Raw genomic sequence first — 24,479 nt, forward strand, 5'->3', positions numbered from 1 at the left:
GGTGTGAGAGCCGCCCTACTTCGAGGCGGACGCCGGCGCGGCATCGAGCGCTCGTGCCAGGAAGCGCTCGAGGCGGCCGTACCAGTCGGCTTCGTTGCCGGGCTTGTTGAACCCGTGCCCCTCGTCGTCGTAGATCACCGATTCGATCTCCACGCCGGCGCTGCGCGCCGCGGCGATGAAGCGGCGCGCATGGTCGATCGGGACGCGGCGGTCGCCGGCGCCGTGGCCGACCAACAGCGGCACCTTGATCTCGGCCGCCCGCTTCAGCGGTGAGACGGCGTCGAGGCCGGCGGTGTCCTCACGCGGCCCGAACAGCACCGGCATGCCGTAGGTCTTGTAGGCGTCGCTGAAATCGCTCCACGTGATGTCGTAGAGCAGGATCAGGTCGGTCACGCCGGCGAAGCTCGCGGCGCAGCGGAACACGCCGGGCGTCGCGATCGGGGCCATCAGCGCCGCGTAGCCGCCGTAGCTGCCGCCGACCACGCACGCCCGCCCCGCATCGGCGCCCTGTGTCTTCGCGGCCCAGCGCAGCGTGTCTTCGAGATCGGTCTGCATCCCGCGGCCGCGCTCCCTCCAGCCGGCCCGGAACAGCGCGAAGCCGTAGCCTTCGCTGCCGCGGAATTCCGGCTGGAGCACGAGGTAGCCGCGCGAGGCGAGGAACTGCGCCTGCGCCTCCCAGCCCAGGTTGCTGCCGCGGATGAACGGGCCGCCATGCACGAGCACCACCGTCGGCAGCGCCTGCCCCTCGGCCGCGCCGGCCGGGCGCGTCACGTAGACCGGCAGCACGAGCCCGTCGCGTGCCTCGACGCGGTGCAGGCTGCGCTTGCCCTGCGTCGCCGCGTCGATCCAGGGCCGCGCGACGCCGAGCGGCAGCAGCGTGCGCTTCTCGCGGTCGAACAGCAGGAACTCGCCGGGATGGCGGTCGGAGCTGGAGCTCACGATGAAGTGGCGCGCCGACTCGCAGCGCCCGCAGGAGATCACGTTGCTGTGCCCCGGCAGCGAGGCGTCGAGGCTGCGCTGGAGGCGCTGCAGGCCCTCGTCGAACCAGACGCTCATCGGCCGGTCGGCCACGAAGTGCACGCCGAGCAGCCGCCCGCTGCGCGAATCGATGATCTTGCTCGGCACGATGTCGAACATGCCGGCCGCGAGCAGCGGCTCGGTGCCCGGCTGGCCGCTCTTCGGGTCGAGCTCGTACAGCGCCGCGCCGGCGCCGCGCCGCGCCAGCACCAGCGTGCGTCCGTCGCGCTCCACGTGCCACGGCCTGTAGCCCGGGTCCTTCAGCGCGTCGTAGTCGGCGATCTTCTCCCACGGCGCCGCGGCGTCGCTGGTGCGCCGGTAGATGCGCGTGCGCCCGTCGCGGTAGGCCGACAGCATGCGCGGCTCGCCGGCGACGTCGAGCCACCAGCGCCTCACCCCCTCGGGGATGCCGAGGCTGAGGTTGCGCAACTCGCCGGTGCGGGTGTTGAGCCGGGCGAGCTGCACCCGGTCGAGGTCGCCCTTCGCGTCGAACAGCGACTGCTGGACGAACACGTCGCCGCTGCCGTCATGGGTGGCGGAGTGCAGTTCCCAGCTGTAGGGCAGGACGCGGCTGGTCACGAACGAACCGGCGCGCTGCGTGGTGTAGCGCCAGGCGATCAGCTGACGCAGGTTCGAGCCGTCGTGGTCGACGGCGAAGCTGCCGGCCCCGCCGTCCCGCACGTAGTAGGCCGGTTCGGCGGCTTCGAGCGCGAGGCGATTGTCGTCGACCCACATCACCTCGTTGACATCCGCATCGTCGAAGCCCGCGACGATGCGCGGCTGCCCGACCGGATCGAGGTCGATGACGCCGACGCGGCGCCGGCCGTTCTTGCCGTACACCAGCAGCGCGGCGCGCTTGCCGGACGGCGAGACGACGACATCGTCGAGCTCCGGCGTGCGGGTGTAATGCTCGATCGGCGGCGGCGCCGCGTGGCCGGCACCGAGCAGCGTCGTCGACAACGTCACCAGCAGCGCGACGCGCCGCCATCCCGACCATCCTGCCATGCCGCCCTCCCCGAGCCTGCCGCGTTTGCCGCGATGCTAACGCGTCGCGCGACGGGCTCGGGCGTGCCGGTGTGTCAGGGCAGCAGGCGCCGGTACAAGGTCGCGTACTGCGCGGCCGCGGCGTTCCAGCCGAAGTCCTGCGCCATCGCGCGCTGCTGCACCTCGCGCCATTCGCCCTCGCGGCGGTAGAGCGCGAAGGCGCGTCGCAGCGCGGCCACGTAGTCGGTCTGCTCGAAGCGCTCGAACACGAAGCCGGTGGCGCTGCCCTCGGCCAGGTTCTCGAGCGCGCTGTCGACCACCGTGTCGGCCAGGCCGCCGACGCGCCGCACCAGCGGCAGCGTGCCGTACTTCAGCGCGTACAGCTGGGTCAGCCCGCAGGGCTCGAAGCGCGACGGGACCATCAGCACGTCGGCCCCGGCGACGATGCGGTGCGCCAGGTTCTCGTCGTAGCCCACGCGCACGGCCACCGAGCGCGGATGGACCGCCGCCGCCTCGCGCAGGCCGCCCTCCAGCGCCGGCTCGCCGCTGCCCAGCACCACCAGCTGGCCGCCGCGCGCGAGCAGGTCCGGCAGGCCGGCCAGCACGAGGTTGACGCCCTTCTGCTCGGTGAGCCGGCTGACGATGCCGAACAGCGGCGCCTGCGCCTGCGGCGCGAGGCCGAACTCCTGCTGCAGCGCGCTGCGGCACAGGCGCTTGCTGGCCAGGTCGCCGGCGCCGTAGCGGTGCGGGATCAGCGGGTCGCGCAGCGGGTTCCAGACCTGGTCGTCGACGCCGTTGAGGATGCCGGAGAGATCGGCCGCACGCGCACGCAGCACGCCGTCCAGGCCGCAGCCCTGCTCCTCGCCCTGGATCTCGCGCGCATAGGTCGGGCTGACGGTGGTGACGCGGTCGGCGTAGTGCAGCCCGGCCTTCATGTACGACACCTGGCCGTGGAACTCCAGGCCGTGCTGCTGGTAGAAGTCGGCCGGCAGCTGCAGCTCGCCCAGCACGTTCAGCCCGAAGGTGCCCTGGAAGGCCAGGTTGTGCACCGTGTGCACCGAGGCCGCCACGCGCCGCCCGTGCGTGCGCCAGGCCGCCTTCAGGTAGGCCGGCGCGAGGCCGGCATGCCAGTCGTGGCCGTGCACGATCTGGGCCGACCAGTCCGGGTCGCGGCCCTCGGCCAGCAGGCAGGCGACGCGGCCGAGCAGCGCGAAGCGGCGGTGGTTGTCCTCGTAGGCGCGGCCGTCCGGGCCGCTGTACGGGTTGCCCTCGCGCTCGTAGAGCTCGGGCGCGTCGATCAGGTAGCAGGTGGTGCCGTCGGGCAGCTGGCCGCGGATCAGCGCCGGGTGGCCCGCGAGGTGCTGCTGCGCCGCGACGCCGCGCCGGATGGCCGGGAAGGCCGGCAGCAGCACGCGCACGTCGCAACCGTGCCGGTGCAGCGCCTGCGGCAATGCGCCGGCGACATCGGCGAGACCGCCGGTCTTGAGCAGCGGGTAGATCTCCGAACAGACTTGCAGGACTCTCATTACAGCTTGGCGAGCATCTCGCGCGTGATCAGCACGACGCCGTTGTCGGTGCGGTAGAAGCGCTTCGCGTCCTCCTCGGCGTTCTGGCCCACCACCAGGCCCTCGGGGATGGTGCAGCGCCGGTCGATCACCACCTTCTTCAGGCGCGCGCCGCGCCGGATGGTCACGTCCGGCAGCACCACCGCCTGCTCGACCAGCGCATACGAGTGCGCGACGACATTGGAGAACAGCACCGAGTCGCGCACCTCGGCGCCGGAGACGATGCAGCCGCCCGAGACCAGGCTGTTGATCGCGCTGCCGCGCCGGTCCTGCTCGTCGTGCACGAACTTGGCCGGCGGCAGCTGCTCCTGGTAGGTCCAGATGGGCCAGTTCTTGTCGTACATGTTCAGCGCCGGGTCGGTCGACGCGAGGTCGAGGTTGGCAGCCCAGAAGGCATCGACCGTGCCCACGTCGCGCCAATACGGCTCGGTGTGCGGCGGGTTGGGGATGCACGACATCGAGAACGGGTGCGCCTGCGCCTGCCCCTCGGCAACGGCCCTCGGGATGATGTCCTTGCCGAAGTCGTGGCTCGAGGCCGGGTTGGCCACGTCCTCCTCGAGCAGCCGGTACAGGTAGCTCGCGGTGAACACGTAGATGCCCATGCTGGCGAGCGAGACGTCGCTGCGCCCCGGCATGGCCGGCGGGTCGGCCGGCTTCTCGACGAAGCTGGTGATGAAGCGCTGCTCGTCGATGGCCATCACGCCGAAGGCCTTGGCCTCCTCGCGCGGCACCTCCAGGCAGCCGACCGTCACGCCGCGGCCCTGGCGAACGTGGTCGGCCAGCATGATCGAGTAGTCCATCTTGTAGATGTGGTCGCCGGCCAGCACGACGATGTACTCGGGCGGGATCTCGCCGCGGATGATGTCCAGGTTCTGGTACACGGCATCGGCGGTGCCGCGGTACCACTGCTCCTCGTTGACACGCTGCTGCGCCGGCAGCAGCTCGACCGACTCGTTCAGCTCGCTGCGCAGGAAGCTCCAGCCGCGCTGGATGTGGCGCAGCAGCGAGTGGCTCTTGTACTGCGTCACCACGGCGATGCGGCGCATGCCGGAGTTCAGGCAGTTCGACAGCGCGAAGTCGATGATGCGGAACTTGCCGCCGAAGTGCACGGCCGGCTTGGCGCGCCGGTCGGTCAGCTGCATCAGGCGCGAGCCGCGCCCGCCCGCCAGCACCAGCGCGAAGGTGCGCCGGCCGAGTTGCATGGCCTCGCGGGCCCCGTCGATGCTCATGGATGTCTCCTGTCGTTGTGGGCTGGGTTCAGGTCACGACGCTGGGCTCGGTGCGGCCGGTGTGCTGCTCGATGCGCGCCAGCGCGCGTGCGGCGTCGATCAGCGGCGCCAGCGCGACCTGCGTCGGCACGTCCTGGCGCGCCGGGTCGGCCTCGTACTTCTCGAGGTAGACACGCAGCGTCGCGCCCTCGGTGCCGGTGCCCGAGAGGCGGAACACGATGCGCGAACCGTCGGCGAAGATCACGCGCACGCCCTGCTTCGACGAGGTCGAGCCGTCCACCGGGTCGGTGTAGGCGAAGTCGTCGGCCTGCGCCACCGGCATGCCGTTCAGGCTCTGGCCGGCCAGGCGCGGCAGCTGTGCGCGCAACTCGGCCATCAGCGTGCTGGCACCGGCGCTGTCCACCGCCTCGTAGTCGTGGCGCGAGTAGTAGTTGCGGCCGTAGGTGGCCCAGTGCGCACGCACCAGCGACTCGACCGAGCCGCCGCGCACCGCCAGCACGTTGAGCCAGAAGAGGATGGCCCACAGGCCGTCCTTCTCGCGCACGTGGTCGGAGCCGGTGCCGTAGCTCTCCTCGCCGCACAGCGTGGCGCGGCCGGCGTCGAGCAGGTTGCCGAAGAACTTCCAGCCGGTCGGGGTCTCGTAGCAGGCGATGCCCAGCGCCTTCGCGACGCGGTCGGCCGCGGTGGAGGTCGGCATCGAGCGTGCGATGCCGGCCAGGCCCTTCGCATAACGCGGCACCACCGTGGCGTGTGCGGCCAGCAGCGCCAGGCTGTCCGAGGGCGCGACCGGGAAGTTGCGCCCGACGATCATGTTGCGGTCGGCGTCGCCGTCGGTCGCGCAGCCGAAGTCGGGCGCGTCGGCCGCACTCATGTGTGCGATCAGGTCCTCGGCATTGACCGGGTTCGGGTCCGGGTGCAGGTGGCCGAAGTCCTCCAGCGGCTCGGCGTTGACCACCGTGCCGGCCGGCGCGCCGAGCTCGCCCTCGAGGATCGCCTTGGCGTACGGCCCGCCGACCGCGTTCATCGCGTCGCAGCGCACCCGGAAGCCGCTGCGGAACAGCCGCGCGATGGCGTCGAAGTCGAAGGTCTCGCGCATCAGCGCGGCGTAGTCGGCCACCGGGTCGATCACCTCGACCAGCAGGGCCTCGAGGTGGTGCGTGCCGGGGCGGTCGAAGTCCGGCGCGCCCTGGTCGCTGATGCGGTAGGACTTGATCTCCTTGGTGCGCGCGAACACCGCCTCGGTGAGCTTCTCCGGCGCCGGGCCGCCGTTGCCGACGTTGTACTTGATGCCGAAGTCGCCGTCCGGGCCGCCCGGGTTGTGGCTGGCCGACAGCACGATGCCGCCATAGGCGTGGTGCTTGCGGATCACGCAGCTGACGGCCGGCGTGGACAGGATGCCGCGCTGGCCCACCAGCACGCGGCCGAAGCCGTGCGCGGCAGCCATGCGCAGGATGGTCTGCACCGCCACGCGGTTGTGGAAGCGGCCGTCGCCGCCGAGCACCAGGGTCTGGCCGGCGGTGTTCGGCAGGCAGTCGAACAGCGACTGGACGAAGTTCTCGAGGTAGTCCGGCTGCTGGAAGACGGTGACCTTCTTGCGCAGGCCGGAGGTGCCCGGCTGCTGGCCGGCATAGGGCTGGGTCGGGACGGAGACGATCGCCATGGTTCTTCCTTCAGGCCGGCACCAGCATCACGGTGCCCAGCGGCGGCACGATGAGCTCGAGCGACTGCGCCTGGCCGTGCGCCGGCGCGTCCTGCGTGTGCAGCGCGCCGTTGCTCACGCCGCTGCCGCCGTAGACGGCCAGGTCGGTGTTGATCAGCTCGCGCCAGGCGCCCGCGCGCGGCACGCCGATGCGGTAGGCGTGGCGCGGCACCGGCGTGAAGTTGCTCACCACCACCACCGGGCTGCCGTCGGCGGCGAAGCGCACGAAGGAGATCACCGAGTTCTCGGCGTCGTCGTGGGCGATCCAGGCGAAGCCTTCGGGGCCGAAGTCGCGCTGGTGCAGCGCGGGGGTGCCGCGCAGCACCGCGTTGAGGTCGCGCACCAGGCGCTGCACGCCGGCGTGCAGCGGGTAGCGCAGCAGGTGCCAGCGCAGGCTGCCCTCGGCGTTCCACTCGTCGTACTGGGCGAACTCGCCGCCCATGAAGAGCAGCTTCTTGCCCGGGTGGCCCCACATGAAGCCGAAGTAGGCGCGCAGGTTGGCGAAGCGCTGCCATTCGTCGCCCGGCATGCGCTGCAGCAGCGAGCCCTTGCCGTGCACCACCTCGTCGTGCGAGAGCGGCAGCATGAAGTTCTCGGTGAAAGCGTATACCAGCCCGAAGGTCATCTTGCTGTGGTGGTACTTGCGGTGTACCGGGTCCTGCTGCATGTACGACAGCGTGTCGTTCATCCAGCCCATGTTCCACTTGAAGTGGAAGCCCAGGCCGCCGCCCTGCAGGTCCTCGGTGGGCGGGCGCGAGACGCCGGGGAAGGCGGTGGATTCCTCCGCCACGGTGATGGCCTCGGGCCGCTGCGTGCCGACGATGCGGTTCATGCGGCGCATGAAGTCGATCGCCTCCAGGTTCTCGCGCCCGCCGAAGCGGTTCGGGATCCACTGGCCTTCCTTGCGGCTGTAGTCGCGGTAGAGCATCGAGGCCACCGCATCCACGCGCAGGCCGTCGACGCCGTAGCGCTCGATCCAGTACAGCGCGTTGCCGACCAGGAAGTTGCGCACCTCGGTGCGGCCGTAGTTGTAGATCAGCGTCTTCCAGTCTTCGTGGAAGCCCTCGCGCGGGTCGGCGTGTTCGTACAGCGCGCTGCCGTCGAAGCGGCCCAGGCCGTGCGCGTCCATCGGGAAGTGGCCGGGCACCCAGTCGACGATGACGCCCAGTCCCGCCTCGTGCGCGGCCTGCACGAAGGCGCGGAAGTCTTCCGGCGTGCCGAAGCGCGAGGTCGGCGCGTACATGCCGGTGGGCTGGTAGCCCCAGGAGCCGTCGAACGGATGCTCGTTGACCGGCAACAGCTCGAGGTGGGTGAAGCCCAGGTCCTTGGCATAGGGCACCAGCTGCTCGGCCAGCTCGCGGTAGCTGAGCCAGCGGGCGCCCTCCTCCGGCACGCGCTTCCACGAACCGAGGTGCACCTCGTAGACGCTGATCGGCGCGTCGAACGCATTGGCGTTGCGGCGCGCCGTGTCGGGCGCCACGACCGGCGGCAGCGCATGCACCACCGAGGCGGTCTGCGGACGCAGCTCGGCGCGGAAGGCCACCGGGTCGGCCTTCAGGTGCAGGCCGCCATCCGCCCCCTTGATCTCGTACTTGTACAGGTCGCCCGGGCCGACATGCGGCAGGAAGATCTCCCACACGCCGCACTCGCGCCGCAGCCGCATGCCGTGGCGCCGGCCGTCCCAGTTGTTGAAGCTGCCCACCACCGAGACGCGCCGTGCGCTCGGCGCCCAGACGGCGAAGCGCGTGCCGGCCACGCCGTCGAACGTCATCGGGTGCGCGCCGAGCTGCTCGTAGGGCCGGTGGTGGGTGCCCTCGCCGAGCAGCCAGATGTCCATCTCGCCCAGCAGCAGGCCGAAGCGGTACGGGTCTTCCAGCGCCTGGCGGTGCGTGCCCCAGTCGACCTCGAAGCGGTAGTCGGCGCGCTGCGCGAACCTGGCCTCGAACACGTCGGAGCCGGGGATGCGTTCCAGGCTCGCGAGCGTGTGGCCGGCCGCGCGGTCGACCGCCGCCACCGACACCGCGCCGGGCAGCAGCGCACGCAGCACCCAGCCGTCCTCGGTCTGGTGCTGGCCGAGCGCGGCGAAGGGCTCGCCATGGTCGCCGGCCATCAGCGCGGCCACGGCATCGGGGTGCAGCATCGTCGGACTCCCTCAGTCGGCCCGGCCCGCGAACGGCGCCGAGGATTCGAGTGCGTTCGCCGCCCCCAGCAGGGCCGGCGAGCGCTTGGCATGGATCACGTAGACCGGGATCTCCTCGAGGTAGGTGCGGAAGCGCCCCTTGGCCTCGAAGCGGGCGCGGAACGGCGAGGCGTCGAACCACGCGCCCAGGCGCGGCACGATGCCGCCGCCGATGTAGACGCCGCCCTTGGCGCCGAGCGTCAGCGCCAGGTTGCCGGCGGCGTTGCCCAGGAAGGCGCAGAACAGCGTCAGCGCCTCGACGCAGGACGGGTCGCTGCCGTCCAGCGCCGCGGCGGTGATCTCGGGCGCCGCGACGGTCGGCGGCACGGCCTGCGGCCGGTCGATCTGGGCCAGCGCCAGGTGGATGTCCACCAGGCCCTGGCCGCACACCGCGCGTTCGGCCGAGGCGTGGCCGTAGCGCGCGCCGATCGCCTCCAGCACCGCGTGCTCGCGCGGCGTGGTGCCGGCCAGCGTGATGTGGCCGCCCTCGCCCTGCAGCGGCAGCCAGCCGCCGCGGCCGTCGGGCAGCAGGCCCGAGACACCCAGGCCGGTGCCCGGGCCGATCAGGCCGATCGCATGCTCGGGCCGTGCCGCGCCGCCGCCGACCTGGCGCAGCTCGTCGGGCGCGAGCGCCGGCAACGCCAGCGCCAGCGCGGTGAAGTCGTTGACCACCAGCAGCTGCGCGAAGCCCAGCTGCGCCTTCAGCTCGGCGATCGAGAAGGTCCAGTGGTGGTTGGTCATGGCGACCCGGTCGCCGACCACCGGGTTGGCGATCGCGATCGAGCAGGCCGGCGGCGCCGCGCGCCCGATGCGCAGCAGGTACTGCTGCATCGCCTCGGCCAGGGTGGCGTGTTCGGCGGCCGGCAGGGTGTGCGGCGCCTCGATCGGCGCGCCGGGTCCGTTCTGCCAGGCGAAGCGGGCATTGGTGCCGCCGATGTCGGCAAGCAGGCGGGCGGTGGCGGTGGCGTTCATTGCAATCGGTGGATGCGGGCCTCGTACGGGCGGAGCGCGAAGCATCGCAGGTCTTGTGCCGGGTCGACCGCGTAGTTGGCGATCAGCAGCGGCCAGCGCACCACGTCGAGCTCGTCGGGCAGGCGGAATTCCGCAGGCGAGGCCGTGAAATTGCACACCACGAGCAGCCGGTCGTCGTAGAGCGTGCGCAACCAGGCATAGATCTGCGGATGCTCGGCGAGGATCGGCCGGTAGCGGCCGTACACCAGCGCCGGCTGGCTGCGGCGCAGCGCGATCAGGCGCCGGTAGTGCTGGAACACCGAGTCCGGATCATCGTATTCCGCCGCCACGTTGATCTCGGCGTGGTTCGGGTTCACGGCGATCCACGGGGTGCCGCTGGTGAAGCCCGCGTTCGGCGTCGCGTCCCACTGCATCGGCGTGCGCGCGTTGTCGCGGCCCTTGCGACGGATCGCGTCGAGCACGGCGGCGCGGTCCTCGCCGCGCCCGTCCACCGCCTCGCGCCAGAAGTTGATCGATTCGATGTCGCGCAGGTCCTCCGGGCCGCGGAACGGGAAGTTGGTCATGCCCAGTTCCTCGCCCTGGTAGACGTAGGGCGTGCCCTGCAGGCCGTGCAGGAAGGTGGCGAGCATCTTGGCCGAGACGACGCGCTGCGCGCCGTCGTCGCCGAAGCGCGAGACCGGGCGCGGCTGGTCGTGGTTCGACAGGTACAGGCTGTTCCAGCCGCGGCCGACCAGCTCGTCCTGCCAGCGTGTCATGCTGGCCTTCAGGTCGCGCAGCTCGAAGGGCTTGCAGCCCCACTTGCCCCAGGGGTGGCCGGGCACGCTGTCGAGCTCCATGTGCTCGAACTGGAACAGCATGTTCAGCGCCCCGCCCTGCTCGTTGGTGAGCTCCATGCCCTGGCGCGTGGTGGCGCAGGGCGCCTCGCCGACGGTGATGCAGTCGTAGTGGCGCAGCACCTCGCGCTTCATCTCGCGCAGGTGCTCGAGCAGGCGCGGTCCGTTGGTGACCGCGCCGAAGCAGGGCTGCAGGAATCCCGCCTTGACCACCGGCGCGTCGGGCAGCCGACCGTCGGGCCCGTACGGCTTGGAGATCATGTTGATCACGTCCATCCGGAAGCCGTCCACACCCTTGCCGAGCCAGAAGTGCATCAGGTCGTACACCTCCGAGCGCAGGTGCGGGTTCTCCCAGTTCAGGTCGGGCTGCTTCTTCGAGAACAGGTGCAGGTAGTACTCGCCGGTGGCCTCGTTCCACTCCCACGCCGAGCCGCCGAAGGCGGCCTCCCAGTTGTTCGGCGGCCCGCCACCCTCGGCCGGCGCGCGCCAGATGTAGTAGTCGTGGTACGGGTTGTCGCGGCTCGCGCGCGCCTGGCGGAACCAGGCGTGCTCGTCGGAGCTGTGGTTGACCACCAGGTCCATCATCAGCTTGATGCCGTGGCGGTGCAGGGCCGCGAGCATGGCGTCGAAGTCGGCCAGGGTGCCGAACTCGGCCATGATGTCGCGGTAGTCGCTGATGTCGTAGCCGTTGTCGTCGTTCGGCGAGCGGTACACCGGCGAGAGCCAGACCACGTCGACGCCGAGCGTCTTCAGGTGCCCGACGCGCGAGGTGATGCCGGGCAGGTCGCCGATGCCGTCGCCGTTGCTGTCCTGGAAGGAGCGCGGGTAGATCTGGTAGACCACGCTCTCCTTCCACCAGCTCCTGTTCATGACGGCCCCTCGGCGGGTGGAGTTCAGGCCGGCAGGTCCACCGTGCGGCGGAAGGCCTTGCCGGCAGCGTCGAACAGGTGGCACTGCTCGGGGCGGATGCGCAGCGTGATCTTCTCGCCCGTGGCGTGCGGCGCATGGCCTTCCAGGCGCAGCGTCACCAGCGGCAGGCCGGGCTCGATCATCAGGTAGAGCATCGACTCGTCGCCCAGCCGCTCCATCTGCTGCAGCGTGACGTGCAGCTTGCTGTCATCGCCCTCGTCGCCGGCCAGCAGGTGCTCGGGGCGGATGCCGACCGAGACCGCCGCGCCGGCCGCCGCGGCGCGCGCGTCCACCGCCACCTTGACCTGCTCGCCGTGCACCTCGACCACCGCATGGTCGGGCTCGGCGCGCACCAGCTTGCCGGGCAGCACGTTCATCTTCGGGCTGCCGATGAACTCCGCCGCGAACAGGTTCTGCGGCCGGTGGTAGAGGTCCATCGGCGAGCCGAACTGCGCGACGCTGCCTTCGTCCTGCACGCCCTTGCCGGCGCGCAGCAGCACGATCTTGTCGGCCAGCGTGAGCGCCTCGACCTGGTCGTGCGTCACGTAGATCATGCTGGCCTTGCCGATGTCGTGGTGCAGCTTGGCGATCTCCAGCCGCGTCTGCACGCGCAGCGCGGCGTCGAGGTTGGACAGCGGCTCGTCGAACAGGAACACGTCGGGCTCCTTGACGATCGCCCGGCCGATCGCCACGCGCTGGCGCTGGCCGCCGGAGAGCTGCTTGGGCAGGCGGTCGAGCAGCGCCGTGAGCTGCAGGATCTCCGCCGCCTTCCTGACCTTCTGGTCGATCGCGTTGCGGTCCGCGCCCATCACCTGCAGGCCGAAGGCCATGTTCTGCGCCACCGTCATGTGCGGGTACAGCGCGTAGCTCTGGAACACCATCGCGACGCCGCGCTTGGCCGGCTGCAGGTCGTTGACGCGATTGCCGCCGATGAACAGGTCGCCCGAGGTGATGTCCTCCAGCCCGGCCACCATGCGCAGCAGCGTGGACTTGCCGCAGCCCGAGGGCCCGACGAAGACGCAGAACTCGCCGCGCCCGATGGTCAGGTTGGCGTTGTTGATCGTCCACGGCAGGCCCGGGGCGTAGCGCTTGCAGATGTTCTTGAAATCGATCTGTGACATGGCAGGCTGCTCGTGGGTGGGTGGTGGTCAGGCGAGCCGCGCGAACAGCACGCCGTGGGGTTCGAAGTGCAACTCGGCGCCCTGCACCGAGGCGCCGCGCGCGCCACTGCCGCTCAGCAGCTCGGCCACGGCGTGCCCGGCCGGCAGCGGCAGCACGGCCGCCTCGGCGCTCAGGTTGAAGGCGCACAGCACGCGCTCGCCGGCGTGACGCCGCACGTAGGCCAGCACCTGCGGGTGCACCGGCAACAGGTCCATCTCGCCGTGCAGCAGCGCCGGCTGGGTGCGGCGCCAGGCCAGCAGCTGACGGTAGTGCCGCAGCAGCGAGCCCGCATCGGCCTCCTGGCGGTCGACCGCCAGCGCGCGGTGCGCCTCGGCCAGCGGCAGCCAGGGCCGCGCGGCGCCGCTGCCGAAGCCGAGGTCCGGCGCGGAGGCTTCCCAGGGCATCGGCGTGCGGCAGCCGTCGCGCCCCTTGAACTCGGGCCACATCGCGATGCCGTACGGGTCCTGCAGGTCCTCGAAGGCGATCTCGGCCTCGGGCAGGCCGAGTTCGTCGCCCTGGTAGAGGCAGGCGCTGCCGCGCAGGCTCAGCTGCAGCGCGGCGGCGGCGCGCAGCAGGCCGGGCGGCGGATGGGTGCCGCCCCAGCGCGTGGCCACGCGCGGGATGTCGTGGTTGGTGATGGCCCAGCACGGCCAGCCGCTGCCCACCACCTCGGCGAAGCGCGAGAACACCTTGTGCAGGTAGGGTGCGTCGTGCGGCGTGCCGAGCAGGTCGAAGCAGTACGCCATGTGCAGCCGCGGTTGGCCATCCGGGCCGCCGGCGGTGTACTCGGCCACGCGGGCCAGGCCGTCGTCGTCGCCGATCTCGCCGACCATGGTGGTGTCCGGGTACTGGTCGAGCAGCGCGCGCAGGCGCTGCAGGAAGACCAGGTTCTCGGGCCGGCTCTTGTCGAAGCGGTGCCACTGCCAGCCGTAGGGGTTGGTGGCCGGCACGGCCGGGTCGCTGCCGTCGGGTTCGCCGCGCGCCGGGTTGCTGCGCAGCTCGCGGTCGTGGAAGTAGAAATTGACGACGTCGAGCCGGTAGCCGTCGACGCCGAAGTCGAGCCAGAACTTCACGCAGTCGAGCACGGCCTGCTGCACCTGCTCGTTGTGGAAGTTCAGGTCGGGCTGGCTCGCAAGGAAGTTGTGCAGGTAGTACTGGCGGCGCCGCGTGTCCCATTGCCAGGCGCTGCCGCCGAAGATCGACAGCCAGTTGTTCGGCGGCGTGCCGTCCGGCCTGGGGTCGGCCCAGACGTACCAGTCGGCCTTCGGGTTGTCGCGGCTCGCGCGGCTCTCGACGAACCAGGGGTGCTGGTCGGAGCTGTGCGAGTAGACCTGGTCGACCATCACCTTCAGGCCGAGCGCGTGGGCACGCTCGACCAGGGCCTTGAAGTCCGCCAGCGTGCCGAACATCGGGTCGACGTCGCGGTAGTCGCTGATGTCATAGCCGAAGTCCTTCATCGGGCTCTTGAAGAACGGCGACAGCCACACGGCATCGGCGCCGAGCTTGGCGACATGCTCGAGCCGGCGCGTGATGCCCGGCAGGTCGCCGATGCCGTCGCCGTTGCTGTCGGCGAAGCTGCGCGGGTAGATCTGGTAGATCACCCCGCCGCGCCACCAGCCGCTGTTGGGCGCCTTCACGATCGTCATCCCTTGACGGCGCCGGCGGTCAGCCCCGAGACGATCTTCTGCTGGAAGATCAGCACCAGCAGCACCAGCGGCACGGTGACGATCACCGAGGCCGCCATGATCGAGCCCCAGGGGATCTCGTAGGCCGTGGCGCCGGTGATCAGCGAGATGCTGACCGGCACGGTGCGCTCGGTGTCCACCGTCACGAAGGTCAGTGCGAACAGGAACTCGTTCCAGGCGCCGATGAAGGCCAGCAGGCCGGTGGAGACCAGCGCCGGCGCGAGCAGCGGCATGAACACCTGGAAGATGATGCGCAGCGGCCCGCAGCCGTCCATGATGGCCGCCTCCTCGAGCTCCTTGGGCAGGCCGCGCATGAAGGTGGTCAGGATCCACACCGTGAACGGCAGCGTGAAGATCGTGTAGGGCACGACCAGGCCGATGGCGCGGTTGTACAGGCCCAGCGCCTGCATCAGCTCGAACATGCCCGACAGCACCGCGACCTGCGGGAACATGGAGACCGCGAGGATGGCCAGCAGCAGCGCGCTCTTGCCCTTGAACTGGATGCGGCCGAGCGCGTAGGAGGCGGTGACCGCCATCAGCATCGCCAGCGCGACGGTGACGGTGGCCACCATGATCGAGTTCAGCAGGTGCCGGCCGAAGGGCTGGCGGCCCTCGAACAGCTGCACGTAGTTCCTCATGGTCGCCTGCGTCGGCAGCAGGCTGGTGCTGAACAGGTCGTTGCCGGTCTTGAAGGAGGTGGCCAGCGTGTACAGGAACGGGTACACGGAGATCACCACCACCAGCACCGCGGCGGCGTACAGCGCGAGGTTGCCCCACAGGGGACGCTGCTGGTTCATGTGGCCCCCTTCGCGCTGCGCGCGGTCCCCCCCAGGGGGATTGAACGTCTTGGGAACGGCCCGGCGTCGTTCACGATGATTCCTCCGACAGCCTGACCCGCGCAGCCCGCATGAACAGCACCGCCGACAGGAAGATGATCAGCGTCAGCGAGGTCGAGGCGGCCGAGCCGAAGCCCAGGTTGCCGTTGTCGACCATCTCGCGCCGCACGAAGCCGGACATGCTGATCGTGCTGCTGCTGTTGGAGGTCAGCACGAAGATCAGGTCGAAGATGCGCAGCGCGTCGAGCAGGCGGAACACCACCGCCACCAGCAGCGGGTACTTGATCAGCGGCAGCGTGACCTTCCAGAACATGCGCAGCGGGTGCACGCCGTCCACGCGCCCGGCCTCGTAGCAGTCCTTCGGCAGGGTCTGCAGGCCGGCCAGGATCAGCAGCGCCATGAACGGCGTGGTCTTCCACACGTCCACCGCCACCACCGTCCACAACGCGTAGTCCGGGTCGGCGGTGAAGGCGATCTTCTGCGCGATCACGCCCCAGTCGACCAGCAGCTGGTTGATCAGGCCGAACTGGTCATGCAGCATCCAGCCCCACATCTTGGCCGACACGATGGTCGGGATCGCCCAGGGCACCAGCACCGCGGTGCGCACGATCGCGCGGCCCTTGAACTCCTGGTTCAGCAGCATCGCCACGCCCAGGCCGGCCAGCGTTTCCAGCAGGACCGAGACGATCGAGAACTTGAAGGTGTTCTTGATCGAGATCCACCAGTCGCCGTCCCAGAAGGCCTCGTTGCAGAACAGACCGAACTCGCCGCAGTAGTTGGCCAGCCCGACGAAGGTGCTGGCCGACATGTCGTTGATGTTCGTCTCGGTCAGGCTGAACCAGATCGAGCGGCCGAGCGGCCAGCCGGCCACCAGCAGCATCAGGAACAGCATCGGCGCGAGGAAGATCCACGCGATGCGGGTCCGGTCTTTCATGGGCACCCCCAGGGGAAGGCGAGGTTGGGCGTGGCCGGCGCGGGCCGGCACGCCGGAGCCGCGTCGCGCGGCCCCGGCCCGCTGGTCTCAGATCACCACTTGTTGCGCTTGACCTGCTTGAGCTTGGTTTCCATCTTCTTCACCGCGTCGGCGCCCTTGCTCTTCTTCGACAGCACCTCGTGGGTGGCGTCCCAGAAGGTCTGGCTGACCTCGGGGTACTTCAGCCCGGTGGCGGTGGACGGGCGGGCGACGGCGTTGGTGAACACGTCCAGCAGCTCGCCCATGAAGGGGTTGGCCTTCAGGATGTCGGCGTCCTTGTAGAGCGCCGGGATGGTCGGGTTGTACGAGCCGCCGACGGCACGCTTCTTCTGGATCTCGGCGCTGGTCATGTACATCACCAGCGCGGCGGCCGCGTCGACGTTCTTCGAGTACTTGTTGACGGCCAGCTGCCAGCCGCCCAGCGTGGCGGCCTTCTTCGCGCCCGGGCCGGTGCCCGCGGGCAGCGCGGCCACGCCGATCTTGCCCTTGATCGGGCTGTCGGCCGCCTGGCCGAGCGACCAGGCGTAGGGCCAGTTGCGCATGAAGGCGGCCTTGCCGTTCTGCCACACGCCACGCGCGTCCTCCTCGCCGTAGTTCAGCACGCCGCCCGGGGCGATGGTGCCGATCCACGAGGCCGCCGTGTCCAGCGCCTTGGCCGCCTGCGGGTTGTTGATCGTGATGTTGCCGGCCTTGTCGACGATTTCCCCGCCGCCGAAGCTGTGCACCCACTCGAGCGCGTCGCAGGTCAGGCCCTCGTAGGCCTTGGCCTGGAACACGAAGCCCTGGAAGTCGGCCGAACCGGCGGCCCGCTCGCCGTCCATGATCTTCTTGGCGCCGGCGGCCAGTTCGTCCCAGGTCTGCGGCGGCTTGACGCCGTACTTCTCGAGCAGGTCCTTGCGGTAGAACAGCAGGCCGGCGTCGGTGAACCAGGGCATGCCGAGCAGCTTGCCGTCCACCGTGTTGTTGTTCACGATGGCCGGGAAGTGGGTCGACTCGACGCCCTTGCTGTACTTCTTCAGGTCGACCAGGTGGTCCTTGATGACGCCCGGCCAGATGACGTCGATCATGATCACGTCGACGTCGGAGGACTTGGCCGCGAACTGCTGGCGCAGCAGCGCCAGGTTGTCGGTGGTGCTGGCCGGCGGGGTGTACATCTTCACCTCGTGGCCGTTCTTCTTGCCCCACTCCTCGGCGAACTTGCCGCAGAACTCCAGGTCGGCGGCGTTGCTGCCGCAGGAGATCGTGATCGTGGCCGCCTGGCAGGCGGCCGCGGCGACGAAGGACAGGGCGAATCCGACCAGCGGACGGGTGAGGCGGGACGTCATGATGCGCATGTCTCCTTGGTGATCCAGGGGTCCGGCCGCGCTCTCCGCGAGGGCTGACCGAGCCGGTTTTCTTTAACGCTTTGGTTGCGCCGAAAGCGCTTTGAAGCCTAGGGGCATCGCCCCGCAGCGGCATCGGTGTTTTCCCCGCTGGCATGTTCGGAGCGAGGTTATCTGCCCTCTCAAAACGCTTCGGAAACTACCCAAAGCGATTTGGCATGAAACTGCTTGTACCCGAGAGATCGAAAGGGTGATCAGGCCGCCGGCGCGGGCCCGAGGCTGGTGCCGTCGACGAAGACCGGCTGGCGCAGCACCTGGGGCTGCTCCAGCGGCTTGCCGTCGATCAAGGTCAGCAGCATGCCGGCCATGGTCTGGCCGGACTCGTAGGCGGTGGGCTGGGTGACGCCGGCGACGTCCTGTCCGATCAGCAGCGTGTCCGGCGGCACGCCGTCGTTGACCACCACCGAGACCTCGCGGCCGATCGCGATGCCGGCCTGCAGCAGCGCGCGCACGACGCCCACGCCGCCCAGGTTGTTGTCCACCAGGATGGCGGTGGGCCGCTCGGGCATGGCCAGCAGCTGCCGGCCCGAGGCATAGCCGCCGCGCCGGTCCAGGCTGCCGGGAACGACGTACTCGGGCCGCACCGCGATGCCGGCCTCGGCCATGCCGCGCAGGAAGCCGGCATGGCGCTGGGCGGCGAAGTTCATCGCCAGCGGTGCGTGCACGTAGGCGATGCGCCGGTGGCCCAGCGCCACCATGCGCCGCACCGCCTCGACGCTGCCGGCCTCGTTGTCGAAGTCGAGCCAGGCGAAGCCCTCGGGCGAGCCGGTGCGGCCGTAGCCGACGAACGGGAAGCCGACCCGCTTGAGGTACTCGACGCGCTCGTCGACGACCCGGGTGTGCGCGACGATCAGCCCGTCGACGCGGCGCCCGCGCACCAGGCGCTCGTAGGTGCGCAGCTCGGTCTTCTCGCGCGCCACGGCCAGCAGGACGTCGATGCCGGCGTCGTCGAGCCGGTCGGACACCCCCGCGATCATCTCCAGGAACAGCGGGTTGCCCATGAAGTCGGTGTCCACGGGGTAGACGATGCCCACCGCGTCGGCGCGCCCGAGCGCGAGCCGGCGCGCCGCCAGGTTGGGCTGGTAGCCGAGCTCGCGCGCGGCTTCCATCACACGCGCCCGGGTTGCCTCGCTGACGTCGGTGTAACCGTTCAGCGCGCGGCTCACCGTCGTCGGCGACAGGCCGAGGCGGGCGGAAAGCTGTTTCAGGTCGATGGCCACGGCGGCGATTCTTGCAGATGATTTATGAGGCGCCACGCACCCGCCGCTGGGTGTCGCGCGCATGCTCGAGCCATCCGCGTTTGGTCCAGCGCCACAGGATCAGCAGGCCGCGGATCCACTCGTCCAGCGCATACACCAGCCAGATGCCCGGCAGGCCGAGCCAGCGGCCCATCCAGAACGAACCCACGCCCATCACCAGGATCAGCGAGCCCATGCTGGCCAGCGCCGGGAAGATGGCGTCGCCGGTGGCGCGCAGCGCGCCGTTGAGCACCAGGTTGAAGACACGCCCGGTCTCCAGCGCCAGCGAGAGCCACAGCAGCGTCTGGGCGGCCTCGATGATGACCGGGTCGCGGGTGAAGCCGCGCATCAGCCAGGGTGCACCCAGCGCCACCAGCAGCGCGAAGCCGCCCGAGGCGAGCAGGCCGTTGCGCACGCCCTTGCGCACCAGCGCGTCGGCCTGACGCAGCTCGCCGGCGCCGACCAGGCGGCCGACCATGATCTCGGTGGCCCAGCCGATCGCCATGCTGACCAGCAGCACGTACTTCAGGATCTGCAGCGTGTAGGAGTGGGTGGCGAGCGCCTCCACGCCGAGCCGCGCGGTGGCCGCCAGCGAGACCATGAAGGCGCCGCGGTAGACGAACTCCACCGCCGCGCCGGGCAACCCGATGCGCAGCACCGGCGCCAGCGGCGGCCACGGCACGGCCCACCAGTCGCGCGCGCGCGGCACCAGCTGCATGCGGCGCCGCCACAGCCACAGGTGCAGCACCAGCCCGATCGCGCGGCTCAGCAGCATCGCCACCGCGTAACCGTTCAGGCCCAGGCCGTCCCACTCGCCCACCCCGCGCATCAGCGGAACCGCGGCGAGCAGGTGCAGGCCATGCATCACCACCATCACCGCCAGCGAATCGCGCACGTGCAGGTGGGCACGCAGGATCGCCGCCATGCTCAGGTTGTAGGCCTCCAGCAGCAGCACCGGCGCGAGCAGCTGCAGGTAGGGGGCGGCCAGCGGCACCACCGCCTGGGGCGCGTTCAGCAGGTCCAGCACCAGCTCGTCGCCGAACAGCACGCAGGCCACCGCGGCGAGGCCGGCCCAGCTGCTGGCGCCGAGTGCCACCATCGCGGTGCGGCGCGCCGACTCGTCGCCGCCGCCGCCCAGCGCCTGGCCGATCACGACGCCCAGCCCGATCGCCAGCACGCGGAAGATGACCACCAGCGTCTCGTAGACCTGCTGCGACAGCCCGAACGCACCGGCCGCGGCATCGGAGGTGTGCGAGGCGAGCCACAGCCCGGCCATCGTGACGCTCATGCCGAGCAGGAACTCGCCGAGGATCGGCCCGGCGATCGCATTGAGCCGCGGCCTCGGCTTCATGCCGTGTCGGCCTCCGGTTCGAGCAGATGCGCCACCGCCGCCATCACCAGGTTGGCCACGCGGTGCGGCGGCGCCGCGTAGAACGCCTGCCAGGCCTGCGAGACATGTTCGTTGTAGTCGGCGTCGGCGCGGCCTTCCTGCCAGCCCAGGCGCACGGCGATGCCGATCAGCACGTCCAGCACCAGCGCCTCGCCGATGCGCAGCTCGGGATTGGCCTCGGTGATGTCGGACAGCGCCAGCAGCGCCTCGATGCACAGCTGGCGGTACTCTGGCGCGGCAATGCGCTGCAGCAGTTCGTCCACCTGCAGCGCGAAGCCGTGTTCGCCGGGTGTGCTGTCGGCGCGGGCCAGCGCGCTGTCGAGCCGGTTGGCGCGGTCGAGCTGGTCGCCGATCACCAGGCCGCCGCAATGCTGCAGCAGCGCCCAGACGCGGGCGTGGAAGTCGGCCGGCGTGCGGCCGATCGCGCCGGCCGTCTCGCGCCAGGCGGCCCAGCCGCCCTCGCCCGGGCCGTCGGGCAGCGCCGGGTCGAAGGCCGGCGGGAACTGCACGTGCACCAGCGCCGCCCCGCCGCCGACACGGTGCAGCGACTGCATGCGCAGCACGTTGGCGGCCATCTCCTGCTCGCGCGCGAACACCTCGCGCAACCGGCCGAGCACCGCATGCGGGCTGAGCTCGAGCAGGTGCTCGAAGGCCTCGGCCGAGGCGACGCCGTGCTCGCGCGCCAGCCAGGCGGTCAGCAGCCGCACCGACTGCCAGGGCCGCAGCGTCAGCGTGCCCTCGAACAGCGTGGCGTCCGCCTTGGCCAGCAGTCCCAGCAGCAGCACCACCTCCTCGATCAGCGCGCGGCCGCGCGGATCGTCGCCGCCGAAGCGCTCGATCCGTTCGACCAGCTCGCTGCGCGACAGCGGCCGGTCGACCACCGCACCGGCGCCATAGGCACGCCCGAGCGCGACTCGCTTGCCCGCGGCCAGCAGCTGCGCCACGGCGTCCTCGAGCGCGTCGTCGTGCAGACGCAGCAGGCCGGCGGCACGCCGCACCAAGCCCCAGCGGCGGCGCTGCGCCGCACGGGCATACAGCGCCTCGGCGTGGCGGCGCAGCGCCTCGCGGTCGGTGTCGTCGCGGCGCGCCAGCGCCGCCAGCACCTCGGCCTGCTCGTACGGATTGCGGCTGCGCGCGAAGGTGCGCCAGAGCAGGTCGGCGCCGGTCTCGGCGGCGATGGCGGCGGCGCGCGGTGCCGACAGCGGACGCGTGGCCGCCTCGTCCCAGTCGGGCGACGTGCCGGCGCCGGTGTCGGCGGACGCGCTGCCCGTGGCCGCCAGGCGCAGGCCGGGCAGGCGACAGCGCACGGCGCGCGCGAGCTGCGGCGCGGGCGGTGCCAGGTCGACCCCGCCGCCCGGGCCCTCGCCACGCGCGGCCAGCTCGCGCAGGAAGCCGAGCAGCGCGTCGGCGCCCGGAGCATCCAGCAGCTCGGCCCCGATCGGCAGCAGCAGCAGCGGCTGGCCGTCGCCGCGCCAGTGGCGGTGCAGGTAGGCCAGCTCGGAGCCGATCTGCTCGACCAGCAGCCGGTTGTCCAGCGCCAGGTAGAAGCCGCCTCGCTGGCACAGCGGGGGCAGGCACAGCGCCTGGCCGCCGGCATGCTCGAACAGCTGGCCGGTGGTCAGGCTCGACAGCGGGTGCAGCGGCCGGCCCGTGAGGCCGAGCGCCTCGCTGCGCCCCAGGCCGGCGAGCGCCTGCGCCAGCTCGGCGGCGTCGATCACGGCCAGCGGCTGCAGCTCGGCCGCGGTGCTGGCGGCCAGGCCCTGCACCGCCAGGCGCGAGCGCACCAGCTCGTCCTCGGCCAGCAGCAGCACCTGCACGCGCACCTCGGGGCGCACCGCGTCGCCCAGGCGGCGCCCGAGCGGGTCCAGGTCCTCGGGGTGCACCAGGCCCTCGTGCAGCAGCACGCCCACCAGGTACAGGCTCTGCGCCCACACCAGCGGCACGTTGGCGTTGGGTTCGCGCGCCTGGCTGTGCGGGCTGGCCCGCTCCGCCTCGACCGCCTCGGCCGGCACCACGTACAGCTCGGGCAGCAGGCGCTGGCCGTCGCACTCCTGCATCAGCGCCTCGAGGCGCGTGCGCCAATGCGCGGCCGCCTCGGCATCGCCGGCCAGCGCGGCATCGATCAGCAGGTAGGTGAAGAACAGCGGCCACTCGGACTCGATGTGCTCGAACTGCTGCAGCTCGCCGGGCTCGTAGTGCAGCCGGGCATGGTCTTCCAGCACGGTCTGGTGGCCGTCGCGCAGGAAGCGCTTGCAGCCGTAGCGGCCCTGCAGCTTGGCCAGCACGGTGGCCTGGGTGCGCTTTGCGAGCTCGGGGTCGTCGACCGCGAAGGCCGGGTAGCCGGTGATGGACAGCAGCGCCGCGTCGGTCTCCTTCGACACCGATTCGCGCGGCAGCAGCGCGGCCAGCGTGTCGCGTGCATGCGCGATGTCGCCGGCCATCACCTGCACCGGCGGCGCGACGCCGGGCAGCGGCTCGAAACCGGCGATCGCCTCGAGCGCCGCCTTGGCCATGCCGATCGAGCTGGCGTTGCGCTCGGCCACGCCCTCGTTGCGCTTGTGGCCGCGCTCCCAGATGCCGTAGTCGGGCGTGCGCCAGGCCTGCGCGAGGTAGTGCACCAGGTTCTGCACGAAGGCCTGCTCGTCGGCGGTTCTCACGAGGCGCAGCCCGGAGGCGCTCATCTGCGCCAGCATCAGCACGAAGATCGCGGTGGCGTCGATCTGCAGGTGGCCCCAGTCGGCGTCGCCCACCACCGGCTCGCCGTGCGCGGTGTCGTACTTGGCGTGCAGCGCGTCGAGCGGATCCTGCGTGTGCTTGAAGCGCTCGACCTTGTGCGCCTGGCGCAGCATCGCCGCCAGCAGGCCGCGCATCAGGCGCGTGACGGCGTCCTCCAGCGGCGCCGCCGCCGCGCCGCGCCCGGCGCGCCGGTACGCCAGCGCGAGCGCCCAGACCGCCAGGATGCTGTAGACGTTGTCGCGCACCCAGGCATGCCGGTAGTCGCCGTGCACCGTCACCGCGGTGCTGGCCGGCAGCAGGCCGGTGCCCGGGTCCTGGCGCGCGAGGATGATGTCGTCGACCTGCGCGCGCAGCGTGTCGAGGGCGTCTTGGGTCATCAGTGCAGCTTCACGCGCGGCTCGGTACCGCGCGTCAGGATGCGCGAGGCCGAGCCCAGCGCGGTCTTCCAGAAGCCGTGCAGCGCCAGCTCGTGCAGCTTGTAGAGCGACAGGTACATCCAGCGCGCGAACAGGCCCTCGACCCACAGGTTGCCGCCCACCAGCGAGCCCATCAGGTTGCCCACGGTGCTGTACTCGCCCAGCGAGACCAGCGAGCCGAAGTCGCGGTAGGTCCAGGGCTGCAGTGCCTGGCCCTTCAGGCGCCGCTCGATCTGCTTGGCCAGGTGGGTGGCCTGCTGGTGCGCGGCCTGGGCGCGCGGCGGCACGTTGCCCTGGTGGCCGAGCCAGGGCGCGGCCGCGCAGTCGCCGAGCGCAAACACGTTCGGGTCACGCGTGCTGGCGAGCGTGGGCTCGACCACCAGCTGGTTGAGGCGGTTGGTCTCGAGCCCGGCCAGCTCGCGCAGGAAGTCGGGCGCCTTCACGCCGGCCGCCCACACCACCAGCTCGGCGGGGATCAGCTCGCCGCTGGCCAGCGTCACGCCCTCCGGGGCGACCGCGGTGACCTTGGCGCCGGTGCGCACCTGCACGCCGAGCCGGGCGAGCAGCGCATGCGCCGCGCCCGAGATGCGCTCGGGCAGCGCCGGCAGGATGCGCGGGCCGGCCTCGATCAGGTTGAGCCGGATGTCGCGCTTTGCGTCGATGCTGTCCAGCCCGTAGGAGACCAGCGTGCGGGTGGCGTTGTGCAGCTCCGCCGACAGCTCCACGCCGGTGGCGCCGGCGCCGATGATGGCCACCTGCAGCTGGCGCGGCTCGAGCGGGATGCCCTGCACGCGCTGCACATGGGCGCGGAAGCAGGCGTTGACCAGGCGGCGGTGGAAACGGTCGGCATCGGCCGGCGTCTCCAGCGCGATCGCATGCTCGGCCACGCCGGGTGTGCCGAAGTCGTTGGTCTGGCTGCCCACGGCGATCACCAGCGTGTCGTAGCCGCGTGTGTAGGGCACGGTGATCGGCTCGCCCTCCTCGTCGATCGCCGGCGCGACGATCACCTCGCGCTTCTCGCGGTCGAGCCCGACCATCTCGCCGACCCGGTAGCGGAAGCCGTGCCAGTGCGACTGCGCCAGGTAGTCGGTGGCGTGCGAATGCAGGTCGGCGCTGCCGGCGGCGATCTCGTGCAGGTGCGGCTTCCAGAAATGCGTGCGCGCCTTCTCGATCAGCGTGATGTGCGCCTTGCCGCGCTTGCCGAGCCGGTTGCCCAGCCGCGTGGCCAGCTCGAGACCGCCGGCGCCGCCGCCGACGACGACGATGCGGTGCAGG

At 71.1% G+C, this 24,479-nt stretch carries 16 protein-coding genes; all 16 read right to left on the bottom strand.

What is annotated here, in order from left to right; translation table 11 throughout:
• Positions 1–15 precede the first annotated feature (15 nt).
• On the bottom strand, positions 16–2,022 hold the full coding sequence (locus D9C15_RS04905; RefSeq protein WP_127996324.1) for an alpha/beta hydrolase family protein: 2,007 nt from the start codon (positions 2,020–2,022) through the stop codon (positions 16–18).
• A 74-nt stretch (positions 2,023–2,096) separates the two neighbouring features.
• Positions 2,097–3,527 carry a glycogen synthase GlgA gene (gene glgA, locus D9C15_RS04910; protein WP_127996325.1) on the bottom strand — a complete coding sequence of 477 codons (1,431 nt, stop codon included), beginning with the start codon at positions 3,525–3,527 and terminating at the stop codon, positions 2,097–2,099.
• Positions 3,527–4,795: a glucose-1-phosphate adenylyltransferase gene (gene glgC, locus D9C15_RS04915; RefSeq protein ID WP_127996326.1), complete on the bottom strand. Its 1,269-nt coding sequence runs from the start codon at positions 4,793–4,795 to the stop codon at positions 3,527–3,529. The genes glgA and glgC overlap by 1 nt, the downstream gene beginning before the upstream one ends.
• A gap of 28 nt (positions 4,796–4,823) precedes the next feature.
• Complete coding sequence (locus tag D9C15_RS04920) at positions 4,824–6,455, bottom strand: alpha-D-glucose phosphate-specific phosphoglucomutase (RefSeq protein WP_127996327.1); 1,632 nt, start codon at positions 6,453–6,455, stop codon at positions 4,824–4,826.
• A 10-nt stretch (positions 6,456–6,465) separates the two neighbouring features.
• Entirely contained in the window at positions 6,466–8,634 is a 2,169-nt protein-coding gene (gene glgB / locus D9C15_RS04925) for a 1,4-alpha-glucan branching protein GlgB (RefSeq protein WP_127996328.1), read from the bottom strand.
• 12 nt (positions 8,635–8,646) lie between these two features.
• Complete coding sequence (locus D9C15_RS04930) at positions 8,647–9,645, bottom strand: glucokinase (protein ID WP_127996329.1); 999 nt, start codon at positions 9,643–9,645, stop codon at positions 8,647–8,649.
• Complete coding sequence (locus D9C15_RS04935) at positions 9,642–11,348, bottom strand: glycoside hydrolase family 13 protein (RefSeq protein WP_127996330.1); 1,707 nt, start codon at positions 11,346–11,348, stop codon at positions 9,642–9,644. Before D9C15_RS04935 ends, D9C15_RS04930 begins: the two co-directional genes overlap by 4 nt.
• 23 nt (positions 11,349–11,371) lie before the next feature.
• Positions 11,372–12,508, bottom strand: a complete 1,137-nt coding sequence (locus D9C15_RS04940; RefSeq protein ID WP_127996331.1) for an ABC transporter ATP-binding protein — start codon at positions 12,506–12,508, stop codon at positions 11,372–11,374.
• 27 nt (positions 12,509–12,535) lie between these two features.
• Entirely contained in the window at positions 12,536–14,194 is a 1,659-nt protein-coding gene (locus D9C15_RS04945) for an alpha-glucosidase family protein (RefSeq protein WP_127996332.1), read from the bottom strand.
• A complete protein-coding gene (locus D9C15_RS04950) occupies positions 14,191–15,030 on the bottom strand; it encodes a carbohydrate ABC transporter permease (RefSeq protein WP_127996333.1) in 840 nt (279 codons plus the stop codon). The genes D9C15_RS04945 and D9C15_RS04950 overlap by 4 nt, the downstream gene beginning before the upstream one ends.
• Before the next feature lie 70 nt (positions 15,031–15,100).
• On the bottom strand, positions 15,101–16,003 hold the full coding sequence (locus D9C15_RS04955) for a carbohydrate ABC transporter permease (RefSeq protein WP_127996334.1): 903 nt from the start codon (positions 16,001–16,003) through the stop codon (positions 15,101–15,103).
• Between the two features lie 92 nt (positions 16,004–16,095).
• Positions 16,096–17,367, bottom strand: coding sequence for an ABC transporter substrate-binding protein (locus tag D9C15_RS04960; protein WP_127996335.1), 1,272 nt, complete (start codon positions 17,365–17,367; stop codon positions 16,096–16,098).
• Between the two features lie 251 nt (positions 17,368–17,618).
• Entirely contained in the window at positions 17,619–18,644 is a 1,026-nt protein-coding gene (locus tag D9C15_RS04965; protein WP_240668291.1) for a substrate-binding domain-containing protein, read from the bottom strand.
• A gap of 22 nt (positions 18,645–18,666) precedes the next feature.
• The gene (locus D9C15_RS04970; RefSeq protein ID WP_127996336.1) at positions 18,667–20,013 is read right to left on the bottom strand and encodes an MATE family efflux transporter; all 1,347 of its coding nucleotides are present in this window, start codon (positions 20,011–20,013) and stop codon (positions 18,667–18,669) included.
• Entirely contained in the window at positions 20,010–23,165 is a 3,156-nt protein-coding gene (locus D9C15_RS04975; RefSeq protein ID WP_127996337.1) for a glycoside hydrolase family 15 protein, read from the bottom strand. The genes D9C15_RS04970 and D9C15_RS04975 overlap by 4 nt, the downstream gene beginning before the upstream one ends.
• Positions 23,165–24,478 (bottom strand): NAD(P)/FAD-dependent oxidoreductase, encoded by a 1,314-nt coding sequence (locus tag D9C15_RS04980; RefSeq protein WP_310734459.1) that lies wholly within the window; start codon positions 24,476–24,478, stop codon positions 23,165–23,167. Before D9C15_RS04980 ends, D9C15_RS04975 begins: the two co-directional genes overlap by 1 nt.
• Between the last annotated feature and the right edge of the window lies 1 nt (position 24,479).

Source organism: Piscinibacter defluvii (assembly GCF_004011805.1).
Taxonomy (GTDB): Bacteria; Pseudomonadota; Gammaproteobacteria; order Burkholderiales; family Burkholderiaceae_C; genus Piscinibacter; species Piscinibacter defluvii.